At 67.2% G+C, this 12947-nt stretch carries 11 protein-coding genes; 5 read left to right on the forward strand and 6 right to left on the reverse strand.

The genetic code is table 11. The features are described from left to right. Window positions 1-104: 104 nt before the first annotated feature. Window positions 105-1385: an Ig-like domain-containing protein gene (locus ASD37_RS08395; protein WP_370072550.1), complete on the reverse strand. Its 1281-nt coding sequence runs from the start codon at window positions 1383-1385 to the stop codon at window positions 105-107. Between the two features lie 215 nt (window positions 1386-1600). On the opposite strand from ASD37_RS08395, the gene ASD37_RS08400 reads away from it, so the two are divergent. Next, entirely contained in the window at window positions 1601-2557 is a 957-nt protein-coding gene (locus ASD37_RS08400; protein WP_056550527.1) for an esterase family protein, read from the forward strand. 78 nt (window positions 2558-2635) lie between these two features. Here the strand turns inward: ASD37_RS08400 and ASD37_RS08405 are convergent, their stop codons facing one another. Further along, window positions 2636-3568 (reverse strand): NYN domain-containing protein, encoded by a 933-nt coding sequence (locus tag ASD37_RS08405; RefSeq protein ID WP_056550998.1) that lies wholly within the window; start codon window positions 3566-3568, stop codon window positions 2636-2638. Window positions 3569-3813: 245 nt separating this feature from the next. On the opposite strand from ASD37_RS08405, the gene ASD37_RS08410 reads away from it, so the two are divergent. The 3 genes from ASD37_RS08410 (at window position 3814) to ASD37_RS08420 (ending at window position 7321) form a co-directional block, all read left to right on the forward strand. Continuing rightward, window positions 3814-4746 carry a cyclopropane mycolic acid synthase family methyltransferase gene (locus ASD37_RS08410; RefSeq protein WP_056550528.1) on the forward strand — a complete coding sequence of 311 codons (933 nt, stop codon included), beginning with the start codon at window positions 3814-3816 and terminating at the stop codon, window positions 4744-4746. Window positions 4747-4840: 94 nt separating this feature from the next. Further along, on the forward strand, window positions 4841-5737 hold the full coding sequence (locus ASD37_RS08415) for a cyclopropane mycolic acid synthase family methyltransferase (RefSeq protein WP_056550999.1): 897 nt from the start codon (window positions 4841-4843) through the stop codon (window positions 5735-5737). Beyond that, the gene (locus ASD37_RS08420; protein WP_056550529.1) at window positions 5738-7321 is read left to right on the forward strand and encodes an MFS transporter; all 1584 of its coding nucleotides are present in this window, start codon (window positions 5738-5740) and stop codon (window positions 7319-7321) included. A 6-nt stretch (window positions 7322-7327) separates the two neighbouring features. On the opposite strand, the gene ASD37_RS08425 is transcribed toward ASD37_RS08420, so the two are convergent. Further along, the gene (locus ASD37_RS08425; RefSeq protein ID WP_056550530.1) at window positions 7328-8527 is read right to left on the reverse strand and encodes an acyl-CoA dehydrogenase family protein; all 1200 of its coding nucleotides are present in this window, start codon (window positions 8525-8527) and stop codon (window positions 7328-7330) included. A 99-nt stretch (window positions 8528-8626) separates the two neighbouring features. Here ASD37_RS08425 and ASD37_RS08430 point away from each other — a divergent pair, with 99 nt between their 5' ends. Next, entirely contained in the window at window positions 8627-9826 is a 1200-nt protein-coding gene (locus ASD37_RS08430) for an acyl-CoA dehydrogenase family protein (RefSeq protein WP_056550531.1), read from the forward strand. Between the two features lie 205 nt (window positions 9827-10031). Here ASD37_RS08430 and ASD37_RS08435 read toward each other — a convergent pair whose 3' ends face one another. The 3 genes from ASD37_RS08435 to ASD37_RS08445 are packed head-to-tail and all read right to left on the reverse strand — an operon-like array spanning window position 10032 to window position 12759. Continuing rightward, on the reverse strand, window positions 10032-11105 hold the full coding sequence (locus ASD37_RS08435; RefSeq protein ID WP_056550532.1) for an ABC transporter ATP-binding protein: 1074 nt from the start codon (window positions 11103-11105) through the stop codon (window positions 10032-10034). Next, the gene (locus ASD37_RS08440) at window positions 11102-11893 is read right to left on the reverse strand and encodes a carbohydrate ABC transporter permease (RefSeq protein ID WP_056550533.1); all 792 of its coding nucleotides are present in this window, start codon (window positions 11891-11893) and stop codon (window positions 11102-11104) included. Before ASD37_RS08440 ends, ASD37_RS08435 begins: the two co-directional genes overlap by 4 nt. Continuing rightward, on the reverse strand, window positions 11890-12759 hold the full coding sequence (locus ASD37_RS08445; RefSeq protein WP_056550534.1) for a carbohydrate ABC transporter permease: 870 nt from the start codon (window positions 12757-12759) through the stop codon (window positions 11890-11892). The genes ASD37_RS08440 and ASD37_RS08445 overlap by 4 nt, the downstream gene beginning before the upstream one ends. Window positions 12760-12947 lie beyond the last annotated feature (188 nt).

The raw sequence follows: 12947 nt of genomic DNA on the forward strand, positions 1-12947 counted from the left end.
TTTCAGCGGCTCAGCGCCAGAGCACAGCCGTGGTGCAGAAAACGCGCGTAGCGGCCGGATCAGGTGACACCCAGAGGAGAGCCGCCGACCCGGTGGGGAGCCGACTACGTCAGCTTGCTGCCCTTGAGCCACTGATCCCACGGCACGGTCCAGTCGCCGTTCTGCGAGACCTGCAGGGGCTTGCCGCCGGTGTTGCGAACCTCGACGACGTCACCGGGCACCGAGAAGTCGAAGAACCAGGCGGCGTTGTCGCCGTTGAGGTTCAGGCACCCGTGCGAGGTGTCGGTGTTGCCCTGTGCCCACACCGTCGAGTTCAGCTGATGCAGGTAGATGCCGTCGGTGCTGATCTTGGTGGCGTAGGAGATCGACTCCTTGTAGCCCAGCCGCGAGTTGGTCGGCAGGCCGAACGTCGATGAATCCATGATCACCGGGTTGGCCTTGTTGAGCACCGTGTACACCCCGGGCGGGGTGAAGAACGAGAACGTGGTGCCCGCGATGGTCTGGATGCCGCCCATGCCCATCGACGTCGGCATGGTGCGCACCAGTTTCCCGTTGTCGAACACGCTGACCATGTGCGTGGTGTCGTCGGCGATCGAGACGTGCGAATCGCCGATCTTGAACGAGACGTGCTCGTCCTCCTCGCCGTACAGCCCGTCGCCCAGCGGCGTGCCGTAGACGTTGCCCGCCACCGTCACGGTGGTGCCTGGCGCGTAGTACTTCTCCGGCCGCCAGTGCGCGGTTTGGTCGTCGATCCAGTTCCACGAGCCCGCGACCGGCGGGTTGGTGGTGACCGAGAGGTGCCGCTCGGCGTTGGCCTTGTTGTCGATCGCCTCGTCGAAGTGCGCGACGACCACTTCGCCGACGCCGTAGGTGGCGCCGTCCTGCAGGAGTCCGCCGTCGGTGGTCTCGAAGTAGACCTGGGTCTGATTGCTCGGCGACACCGTGGTGAAGCTGGACTCTTGCCGCGACGGCATGCCGTTGGGGCCCTTGGCGAGCACCGTCAGCGTGTAGGCGCGACCGTAGCCGAGCTGAATCGTCGGCTTCCAGGTCGTGTGGTCCGGCGTCAACACACCCGGGATGACCTTCCCGCCGTCATTGGTCATGGTGACGTCGGTAATGGTGCCCGTCGTGGCGGTGACCATCACCGGGCTCGCGGGATTGACCTTTCCGGCGGCGGGCGCCGGGACGACCGACAGCTCGGCGGGCGCCGAGCTGGGCACTGCGGCGGGCTGCGCCGCCTCGACGAGGTTCTTCGGCGCGGCCAGCACCTGGCAGCCGTGCACACACCGTTCCGACCCGCTCACCACGACACCACCGAGGACGGCCAGCACCGCGAAGGAGGCGGCCAACCACGTTCCACGGGCACGACGAATAGACGTCAACAAAACTCCATTGATTTCACGAACTGACGAGAAGACGAGCCCCAATGGTAGGTGGTCGGAAGCCACTATTCGCAACATGTGTGACGGCACGATCCGGTTACGTGTCAACGAGTAACGAACGGGTAAGACACGCCGAGGAACAAGGTGACGGCCGACACCTCCGCGAGGCCAAAGAGCTGCGTTCGCCGGGGGTCCCGAGAACGGAGTGATACGTGACGATGGTTGAGAGCTTGCGGAATTGGCGTCGACGACTGGCGGTGGCCGCCCTCGTCACGGCCGTGCTTCCCGGACTGATCGGCATCACCGGCGGATCGGCGACCGCGGGGGCGTACTCACCCCCGGGGCTGCCGGTCGAGGACTTGCAGGTGCCGTCGGCCGCCATGGGCCGCAACGTGCTCGTCAGGTTCCAGCCGGGTGGCTCGCACGCGGTGTACCTGCTCGACGGATTACGGGCCCGCGACGACAACAGCGGCTGGGACATCGAGACCAACGCGTTCGAGAAGTTCAACGGCTCGGGCGTCTCGGTGGTGATGCCCGTCGGCGGCATGTCGAGCTTCTACACCAACTGGGAGCAGCCGGCCGTCGGCAACGGCCAGACCCAGAACTATCAGTGGGAGACGTTCCTGACCTCGGAGCTTCCCGCCTACCTGTCGCAGAACAAGGGCATCTCGCCGTCCGGCAACGCCGTCGTCGGACTGTCCATGTCGGGCAGCGCCGCGCTGATCCTGGCCGCCTACCACCCCGGGAACTTCAGCTTCGCCGGTTCCGAGTCGGGCTTCCTGAACCTGTCGCAGGGCATCTGGCCGACGCTGGTCGGTTTCTCCATGCGCGACGCGGGCGGGTTCGACGCGGGCGCCATGTGGGGCCCCGGCGGAGGACCGGACTGGCAGCGCAACGACCCGACGCTGCAGGCAGGCAGGCTCGCCTCCAACGGCACGCGGATCTACGTCTACACCGGCAACGGAAGGCCCAACGAGCTGGGCGGCGGCGACCTGCCGGCGACCACGCTGGAAGGGTTGACCCAGGGCAGCAACCAGGCCTTCCAGAATGCCTACACCGACGCGGGCGGGCGGAACGCGACGTTCAACTTCCCACCCAACGGCAGCCACGCCTGGGCGTACTGGAGTCAGCAGCTCGACGTGATGAAGCCCGACATCATCCGCACCATCGGCTAGCTACCTCCGCCGAGTGTGGAGTCGTTCCACGCCGAGACACCTCGGCGCGTGCATCAACTCCACACTCGGCGGGCAGGGTTAGGACTCGTTACGCAGTTTCACCATCCGCGTCGTGGAGCTCTCGTCGAGCACCACGACGTCGGATCGTGAGCGCAGGAAGTCACTGAACGACCGAAAACCCAGCGACTTCTCGCTGAACGACGGGTCCATCCGCTTCATCTGCGCCTTGACCGCGGAGTTGTGGAGCCACTCGACGTCGTCCTTCTCCAAGCCGATCAGCAATGCGCGTCGCAGCAACCCCGTCGCGTCGGCCTGCGGGTCCGGCGCCTCGGGCTCCTCCTCCACGGCCTGCGGCCGGGTGGCGCGGCGGCGCGGCGCACGCTTCTTGGGCTCGGGTTCCGGCTCGCCCTCGACCGTGCCTTCGCCGTCGGCCTCGGCCTTGACCGGAGCGGGGGTCGGCTCGAAGACCGGGACGCCGGGCAGCGCGTCGTAGATGACGAAGTCGTCGCACGCCGCCGCGAGGGACCGGCTCGACGAGCCCGCGACCCCGATGCCGACGACGTAGCGGCCGAGCCGCTTGCACCGCTGAGCCAACGCGATGTAGTCGGAGTCGCCGGCGACGATCACCACGTGCGTCAGGTCGGGCAGGCGGAACATGTCCTCAACGGCGTCGACCGCGAGCCGGATGTCGGCGCCGTTCTTGCCATACGCCGCGGCGGGGAACAGCTGAACCAGGTCCACCGCCCGGCTCACCAACTGACCGCGGTAACCGGCGTTGACGTCGGCCGACCAGTCGGCGTAGGCGCGGGTCAGCACCAGGGTCCCGAACGACGAGGCGAAGTCGATGATGGCGCCGACGTCGACCGTCGCGCGGGCCAGCCGGTCGACCTCCAGCCCCTTGGTCTTGTCGCGCTGAAACGAGTTGCGACCGTTCACTTGGTCGTATCGCGAGATCACGATGTTGTCGAAATCGAGGTAGACCGCGACGCGGGTGTCCTCACGTTCTGTCATGGGTTCAGTCTGGGCCGCGCGCTCGCCGAGTGTCACCTCGGGTCCGGCGAACGCATTTTCAGCAACTCGTCAGCCGCGGTTCCGCAAACCACGCCGTGGATCTGGCCGACTAAAAGGTCGCCCGCCTCGCCGCGTCGGCGTCGAACTGGCGGTGGCGCGGGGATAGAGTCGATGGGCCGGCATGGTGAAGAAGACGCTGGGCGGCACGGCCCCGAAGCCACGATCGATAGCCGACAGGTTGGTTCATGAATTCTTCGAGCGAGACGCAAACCCCGTCACCTGCGCAGTCCCAGTGGCTGTCCAAGTCGGCGTCACAGACGCGTGGGTCGGACAAGAAGGAAGTCCAGTTCCACTACGACATCAGCAATGAGTTCTTCAAGCTGTGGCAGGACCCGAACCAGGTCTACAGCTGCGCGTACTTCGAGAAGGACGACTACACGCTCGAGCAGGCGCAGTTGGCGAAGATCGACCTGTCGCTCGGCAAGCTCGGCCTCGAACCCGGCATGACGTTGCTCGACATCGGCTGCGGCTGGGGCGCCACGATCAACCGCGCCGTCGAGAAGTACGACGTCAACGTCATCGGCCTGACGCTGTCGGAGAACCAGAAGCGCCACATCGAAGAGCGCTGGCTCGCCAACTACAAGGGCAACCGGACGATGGACGTCCGCCTGCAGCCGTGGGAGGACTTCAGCGGCAAGGTCGACCGCATCGTCTCGATCGGCGCCTTCGAGCACTTCGGCTTCAACAAGTACGACGACTACTTCAAGAAGACCTACGACTGGCTGCCCGACGACGGCGTGCAGATGCTGCACACGATCACCATCCCCGAGGATGAGGAGATCAAGGCCAAGAAGCTGCCGCTCACCATGTCGCGGGTGCGCTTCATCAAGTTCATCATGGACGAGATCTACCCCGGCGGTCGTCTGCCGCTGGCGTCGATGGTGACCAACCACGCCATCAAGGCCGGTTACAAGGTCACCCAAGAACAGCACCTTCAGCCGCACTACGTGAAGACGCTGGACACCTGGGCGGCCAATCTCGAAGCCAACAAGGACGAGGCCATCGAGATCACCAACGAGGTCATCTACGAACGCTTCCTCAAGTACCTCACCGGCTGCGCCGACCTGTTCCGCGAGGGCTACACCGACGTCGTCCAATTCACTTGCGTGAAGGCGTAATTGACGGCGGTGTAGTAGTTTTTGCACACTGAAGTTTTGTTGAACGAGGACCGTAGCGACCTGGTCCGCTCCATCGGGTGAAGGAATGTCGCACATGGTTGAGACGAAGGCCGAATCGACGAAGAAGTCGACGGCAATGGAGCCACACTTCGAAGAGGTACAGGCGCACTACGACCTGTCCGACGACTTCTTCGGGTTGTTCCAGGATCCGTCGCGGACCTACAGCTGCGCGTACTTCGAGCGTGCCGACATGACGCTCGAAGAGGCGCAGATGGCCAAGATCGACCTTGCCCTCGGCAAGCTCGACCTGAAGCCCGGCATGACCTTGCTCGACGTCGGGTGCGGCTGGGGCTCGGTCATGCAGCGCGCTATCGAGAAGTACGACGTCAACGTGGTCGGGCTGACGCTGAGCAAGAACCAGTCGAAGTTCGCGCAGGAACTGTTGGACGGCATCGACACTCAGCGGTCGCGTCGGGTGTTGCTGATGGGCTGGGAGCAGTTCGACGAGCCCGTCGACCGCATCGTCAGCCTCGAAGCCATCGAGGCGTTCCCTCAGGAGCGGTACGCGCCGTTCTTCCAGTTCTGCAGCAGCATCCTGCCCGCTGACGGCCGGATGCTGATCCAGGCGATCCTCGGACACCCGCTGAAGCGCTGGCCCGAGATGGGCATCCCGATCGTGATGACCGACCTGCGGTTCATGCGCTTCATCGCCAAGGAGATCTTCCCCGGCGGTTCGGTTCCGTGCGACGACGACATCGTCAACCTGTCGGAGGCCGCCGGGTTCACCGTCGCGGAGAAGCAGCTGCTCGACGAGCACTACGTCCGCACGCTGGACTTGTGGGCCACCGCGCTCGAGGAGCATCACGACGAAGCGGTCGTGGCCACCTCCGAGGAGGTCTACCAGCGGTACATGAAGTACCTGGTGGGCTGCAGCGACTTCTTCAAGCGTGGCATCAGCGAGTTGGGGCAGTTCACTCTGGTCAAGGGCTAAGTGACGGCGCCCATCTCGACGTGGGCGCCGCTGCGCTCACCGGTCTACCGTGCACTGTGGATCGCGCAACTGGTCTCCAATCTCGGCACCTGGATGCAGACCGTCGGGGCGCAGTGGATGTTGGTTGGCGACCCACGCGCGGCCATCCTGGTTCCGTTGGTGCAGACCGCGACCACGCTGCCGGTGCTGCTGCTCGCGTTGCCGTCGGGTGTCCTGGCTGACCTGGTCGACCGCCGCCGGCTGCTCATCGCGACGCAGGGGGCGATGGCCGCGGGGGTCGGGCTGCTCGCCACGTTGACCGGCTTCGGGCTGACGACGCCAGCGGTGCTGCTGATGCTGCTGTTCGTCATCGGGTGCGGGCAGGCGCTGACGGCCCCGGCGTGGCAGGCGATTCAGCCCGATCTGGTTCCCGCCCAGCAGATTCCGGCGGCGGCCGCGTTGGGCAGCATGAGCTTGAACGGGGCCCGGGCGATCGGCCCCGCCATCGCAGGCGTGCTGGTGTCGGTGGCGGGCCCGACGTCGGTCTTCGCACTCAACGCCGTGTCCTTCGTCGGGATCGTCGTCGTGCTGGTGTGGTGGCGCCGGCCCGCGGTCGAACGCGACTACCCACCCGAGCGCGCGCTGGCCGCCCTGAGCGCGGGCGGACGGTTCATCCGCAGTTCGCCGATCGTGCGGCGGATCTTGCTGCGCGCGGCGTTGTTCATCGCCCCGGCGAGCGCACTGTGGGGACTGCTGCCGGTGATCGCGGCGAACCGTCTTGGGTTGTCGTCGTCGGGTTACGGTCTGCTGCTCGGCGCGCTCGGCCTCGGTGCCGTCATGGGCGCGTTCCTGTTGGGCCGCCTGCGCTCCCGCTTCGGCCAGAACCTCCTGCTGACCGCAGGCGCGGCCGGGTTCGCGGTCGCCACCGTGACGCTGGCGTTGGTGACTGTGTTCTGGATCGTGTTGCTCGCGTTGATCATTGGTGGCGCGTCGTGGCTGCTGTCGCTGTCGACGCTCAACGCCTCGATGCAGCTGAGCCTGCCCGCGTGGGTGCGGGCCCGCGGGCTGTCGGTGTACCAGTTGATCTTCATGGGCGGGCAGGCGCTGGGTTCGGTGGTGTGGGGCCTGGTTGCAGGCGCCTCGACCAGTTCGATCAGCCTGCTGGTCAGCTCGGGCCTGTTGGTGGTGTGCTCGCTGTCGTCGTTGTGGTGGCCACTGCACGCGAAGACCAGCAGCCTCGACCTGACGCCGTCGTCGCACTGGCCCGAGCCGACGCTGATCTTCGAGCCGGAACCGCTCGACGGTCCGGTGCTGGTGCTGACCTCCTACCGCGTCGACCCGGCCGACGAAGAGAACTTCCTGGCCGCGATGAAGGTGCTCGGCCGATCGCGCCAACGCACCGGCGCCTCGCAGTGGCGACTGTTCCGCAGCGTCGAACACGAGTCCACGTTCAAGGAGACGTTCATCGTGCGCTCCTGGGGTGAGCACATGCACCAGCACTACACGCGGCTCACCGGTCAGGACCTCATGATCGAGCAGGCCGTCGAGCGCTACACCGAAGGAGTGCCGGTCTCCGAGCACTACCTCGCGGTGCGCGAACCCTAGCGGGAATCAGGTGTACAACGTGATCGGCTGTACGTCGCCGGTGAGATAGTTGGCGCCGACCTCGAGCTTCTTGTAGTCGACGGGGTCGTGCAGCGAGTGCGTGCGAATGTTGCGCCAGTAGATGTCGAGGCCGACGTCGCTGCGTGCTGAGCTCGAGCCGGTGACCTCGAAGATGCGGTGCGCGACGTCCAGTGTGGTCTCGGTGGCGACGACCTTCAGCTTCGCGATGCCGATCTCGGCCTCGGTGCGGTCGTCGGCGGTGACGTCGGCGCCGCGGGCGATCACCCGGTCGAAGCGGGTGTTCCAGCGGTCGGCCAGCGCCTCGACGGCCGCGGTGCGCGCCAGCAGTTCACCGAACACGCGCTGCACGAACGGGTCTCGCGAATAGTGCTCGGCGGTGCCGAGCAGCCAGGCCCCACGGCGCTGCAGCGTCAACTCTCGGGCCCGCGCCAACGCGCCTTCGGCAATGCCCAGGTACAGGTTGGCGAAACCCAGCTGCACACCCGGCGTGACGAGCGTCGAGTATGGTTCCTCGCCTACCTCGCCGAGAATGTCCTCGGGGGCGACGGCCACGTCGTGAAAGTCGACGCTGCCACTGGCAGACAGTCTCTGCCCCAACGCATCCCAGTCGCCGCTGAACTCGACGCCGTCACGATCGTGGCCTACCACCGTGGCGAGGATCCGGGCGCCGGGCTCACCGTCGGCGGCCATGGCGAGGGTGACGTCACCGGTCGAGGCGCCCGTGGCGAACCGCTTGCGGCCGTTGAGCCGGTAGCCCTCCCCGTCGCGGGTGAGCACCAGATCGGGGTCGACGGGGTTGACCGCGTCGCCCCACAACCAGCTGCCCCGCGCCGACTCCCCGTACCAGTGCTCCCAGCGCGACGGCTCGGCGAAGAAGACGATGGCCGCCTGGTTGCAGTAGTGGTAGCTCAGGATCTGCGCGATCGACGCGTCGTGCCTGGCGAGGATGCGCACCGCGCGCAACCCGGTCGACCAGTGCCCGCCGTGCCCACCGAATTGACGTGGGATGAGCAGGTTGGCGAGGCCGGAGTCCTTGAGGAGTTTTAGCTCGGCCGCTGGCTCGGCGTTGGCGCGGTCGCGGGCGAGCGCGTCGTCGGCGAGCAGTCGGCCCGTCTCGTCGGCGACGGCATCCCATCGGTCGGTCTCGTCGTCGGTGGGCAGCGTGGTCCAGGGCGTACGTGTCACCGCGCCACCCTAAGACGCCAACCTTCGAGGCCGTCGGGTTGCACTCTGGCAGAGTCAAAGCCGCGCAATATTCGCGTTTTCGCAGTTCAATCCAGCGTTGTGACCATCATCGCCGAAGATCGTGTCCAGGACGCTCGCGCTCATTTCGCCCCCGTGCTCGAGGAGATCGCGGCCGGGGCACGTCAGCGTGACCTCGACCGCGAGCTGCCGGTCGAGGCGGTGAACGCCTTGAAGAGGGCCGGTTTCGGTGCTCTGCGCGTCCCGACCGAGTTCGGCGGCTGGGGGCTGGACTGGCGTGAGGTGACGGCGCTGTGGATCGACGTCGCCACCGCCGACGCCAACCTGGCGCAAGCGCTGCGCGGGCACTTCGTCTTCGCGGAGGACGTGCTGTTCCGGCACCGTCGCGGCGAGGACGTGCGGCGGTGGTTCGAGCGATTCGTCGACGGGGAGATCGCGGGCAATGCCTGGACCGAGACGGGCTCGACGTCGATCGACCGGGTGCAGACCGAGGTGACGCACGTCGACGGCCAGCCGGTGGTCAACGGCCGCAAGTTCTACTCGACCGGCACGATCTTCGCGGAGTGGGCCGACGTGTACGCCCGCGTCGGCGAGGATCCGGCGATCGCGATCGTCGACACCCGCCAACCCGGGGTCGTGGTGCACGACGACTGGGACGGGTTCGGGCAGCGGGGCACCGGGACCGGCACGACGGAGTTTCACGACGCCCGCGTCGACGACCTGGTGCCGTTCGGCCAGCGGCACCCGTACCAGACCGCGCTCTACCAACTGAATCACCTGGCGTCGCTGGCGGGCATCACCCGCGCGGTGTTGGTCGACGTCACCCGTGAGGTGCAGCAGCGAGAGCGAAACTTCAGCCACGCCAACAGCTCCCGGGTGCGCGACGACCCGCAGGTGCTGGCCCGCGTCGGCGAGATCTGGGCGGCGGCCTACACGACGGAGGCGTTGGCGTTGAGGGTCGCCGAGGCGATCGACGCCGCCGCGTTGGTGGATCCCACGGACGTCGACGGCTTGGACAAGGCAAGTGAGCGCGCCGAATTGGAGTCCTCGGCCGCACAGGTGACGGCCTCGCAGTTGGCGATCGACGCGGCGTCGGATCTCTTCGACACCCTTGGCGCGTCGGGCACCTCGACGGCTCGCGGACTGGACCGGCACTGGCGCAACGCCCGCACGGTGGCGTCGCACAACCCGCGCATCCTCAAGGCGAAGGTGCTGGGCGCCTTCCAGGTCAACGGCACTCCCCCGCCGTACGCGTGGGGCATCGGCCGCACGCAACGCTGACGCGGTCACATCGGTCACTCCGGTGCCGGTCCGGAGGGCCATGACACCCCTCAGAACTTGATATCGCCTGTGCTATCAGGTTCTGCAGTGGATCCACGCCTTCCCCCGCGATACCCCCTCCCCCTTTCCCGCGAGCAGTCGCAAAAGTGCGCTAAATGCGGCGTGTCGCGGCATTTTTGCGACTGCTCGCGGGGGGTGGCGAGGGCTACGCGAGCCGGCGGCCGGAGGTCCCGTCGAACAGGTGCACTCGATCCGGCCGGACGTCGACCGTCACGGCGTCACCGGGCGCGGGGGTCCGGCCCCAACCCGCGACGGTGGCCGCCTCGACCACCGCGGTCAACCGGTGCGCACCCGCCGTCACGATGAACACGTAACGCGGCCCGAGCAATTCGACGATCTCGACGGTGCCGTTGCCGTGGTCCGACGGTGCGACGAGCATGTCCTCGGGCCGCACCCCCAACGTGACCGCAGCCGCGTCGGCACCGGGGGCGGCGAACCGAACCCCGTCACCCTCGAACGTCCCGTCTCGCACGGTGCCGGCGAGCAGGTTCATGCTCGGCGAGCCGATGAACCCCGCGACGAACGTGTTGGCGGGCCGACGGTAGAGCTCCTCGGGCGTTCCGACTTGCGCGATGGTCCCCGCGTCGAGGACGACGAGTTGGTCGGCGATCGTCATCGCCTCCTCCTGGTCGTGCGTGACGTACAGCGCGGTGATGCCCGAATCCTGTTGCAGCCGTCGAATCTCGGAACGCAGCTCGACGCGCAGCTTGGCGTCGAGGTTGCTCAGCGGTTCGTCGAACAGGAACACCTTCGGCGTGCGGACCAATGCCCTGGCGATGGCGACCCGCTGCTGCTGGCCCCCGGACAGTTGACGCGGCTTGCGGTCGAGCAGCGCGGTGATGCCCACCCGGTCGGCGGCCTCGCGCGCCCGCCGCGCCGCCTCGTCCTTGGCAACTCCGTTGTTGCGCAACGGAAAGGCGATGTTTGCGGCCACCGACAAGTGCGGATACAGCGCGTAGTTCTGGAACACCATCGCGACGTCGCGGGTCCGCGGAGACTCGGCGGTGACGTCACGACCACCGATCGACACGGTGCCACCGTCGGCCGTCTCGAGCCCGGCGACGATGCGCAGGGTGGTGGACTTGCCGCAGCCGGACGGACCGACGAGCACCGTCAACGAGCCGTCGGGGAGGGTGAGGGTGAGGTCGTCGACGACCGCGTGGTCGTCGTAGGTCTTGGTGAGGCCGGCGATCTCGACCGCACCTGTGGCACTGCTCATTTGGTGGCTCCGGTGGTAAGTCCGCCGACGAGGTAGCGCTGGGCGGCCAGCGCGAGCACGTAGACGGGGGCGACGCCGAGCAGTCCGGCGGCGGCCTGCTGGCCGAACTGCACGTTGCGATCGCCTTGGAAAAGGGACAGTCCGACAGTCAGGGTTTGGCTTTCCTTCGTCACCGCGAGGTACACGGCGAACAGGAAGTCGTTGTAGGACAGGAAGAACGTGACCAGCAGCGCGGCGACGATGCCGGGCCACAGCAGCGGGATGACGACCTTGCGCAGCGTCGCGACCACGGAGAGCCCGTCGATCGCGGCGGCCTCGTCGATCTCGACGGGGATGCGCCGCACGAAGCCGTCGAGCAACCAGGCGGCGACCGGCACACCCGCGATGCCGTTGACGAGGATGAGTCCGGCCACCCCGTTGGTCAGCCCGGCGTAGCGCAACAGGAAGAACAGCGGGATGATCGCGACGATCGGCGGCGCGCAGTAGCTGGCCAGCAAGACCGTCAGCAGTCTTTCGCCCCGCACGTGCCGCGCCGTGAAATAGGCAGCAGGCGTGGCTATCACGACAGCCAGCACCGCGGCGCCGACCGCCGAGACCCATGAGTTGGTCAGCATGGTGCCCAGCTCGATGGTGTCGAACACCTTGACGAAGTTGTCGAAGGACACCGTGTCGGGAAGCAGGCTGGAGTTGAGCACCTCGCCTGCCGGGCGCAGCGCCAGCGACAGCAGATACGCGATCGGCAGCAGCGCAACGACGACCGCGCCGACGAGGACGGCCCGAGCCTTCACGCGTCGGCCTTGAGCGCGCGAGCCCGCAGCGTCGTGACGACGGTGGCGACGGCCCCGACGACGAGGCCGAACACCAGCGTCTGGGCGGCGGCGGTGCCCATGTCGAAGCTGCCGCGCAGGCCGGTCTGGTAGATCACGAACGGCGACAGGCTCGTCGAGAAGCCCGGTCCCCCGGCGGTGATGACGACGAGGAGGTCGAACACCTTGAAGCCGATGACCAGTTCGAGCACGGCGACGGCCCAGATGCTCGGGGCGATCGCCGGCCAGGTGACCGTGGTGAAGGACCGCCACGCGGTGGCGCCGTCGATGAGGGCGGATTCGAGAAGCTCGGGGCGGACGACGCCGAGCGCGGCGAAGGCGATCAACGTCGCAAACGGCGTCCACTGCCAGACGTGGATGACCACCAGCACGACGAACGCCCCCACGTCGGACCCCAGTGGGTTGAAGCCCGCCAACCCGACGGCCTTGAAGACGGTGGCGAGCCCGCCGCCGACCGGTGCCAGCAGCAGCTTCCACGCGACGCCGACGAGCACCGGCGCGGTCACCAGCGGCAGGAGGAACAGCGCGCCGACGACACCGAAGCCGCCACCGCGATGGCGAAGGAGCAGCGCGATGCCGAGTCCCAGCAGAGTGGTCACGACGGCGACGAGGACCGCGAAGATCGTCGACTTCCACAGCGACGGGGTGAACGCGGGCGAGGCGAACGCTCCGGTGAAGTTGGCGAGTCCGGTGAAGCGGTTGAGCGGCTTGGCGAGTGAGGACTTCGTCACAGCGAGCGCGACCAGGCAGATCGTCGGATAGACCAACAGCAGCGCCAGTCCGGCGACGGCAGGGGCGGCCAACCAGGGAGGAACGCGTCGAGTCACGTGGGGGCACGCTATGCGCAGCACCGCACCCGCGGCGATGGATTAACTCGTGACGAGTCCAGGAGGGGCCGTCACAGACGCCGAGCTCTGCGCTAAATGCCTGATCAGGGTACCCTAAGGTGTTTGTGCTCGCCCATGCTCAACGACGAGGCCCCGGGTGTTGCTACATGCCACGTACGTGCAAAGGG

This window comes from Mycobacterium sp. Root135 (genome assembly GCF_001426545.1).
Lineage (GTDB): Bacteria > Actinomycetota > Actinomycetes > Mycobacteriales > Mycobacteriaceae > Mycobacterium.

Excerpts from the sequence above, each read along its gene's own strand:
- ASD37_RS08415 (WP_056550999.1), top strand. The coding sequence starts at position 4,841 with ATGGTTGAGACGAAGGCCGAATCGACGAAGAAGTCGACGGCAATGGAG.
- ASD37_RS08405 (WP_056550998.1), bottom strand. The coding sequence starts at position 3,568 with ATGACAGAACGTGAGGACACCCGCGTCGCGGTCTACCTCGATTTCGAC.
- ASD37_RS08435 (WP_056550532.1), bottom strand. The coding sequence starts at position 11,105 with ATGAGCAGTGCCACAGGTGCGGTCGAGATCGCCGGCCTCACCAAGACC.
- ASD37_RS08410 (WP_056550528.1), top strand. The coding sequence starts at position 3,814 with ATGAATTCTTCGAGCGAGACGCAAACCCCGTCACCTGCGCAGTCCCAG.
- ASD37_RS08400 (WP_056550527.1), top strand. The coding sequence starts at position 1,601 with ATGGTTGAGAGCTTGCGGAATTGGCGTCGACGACTGGCGGTGGCCGCC.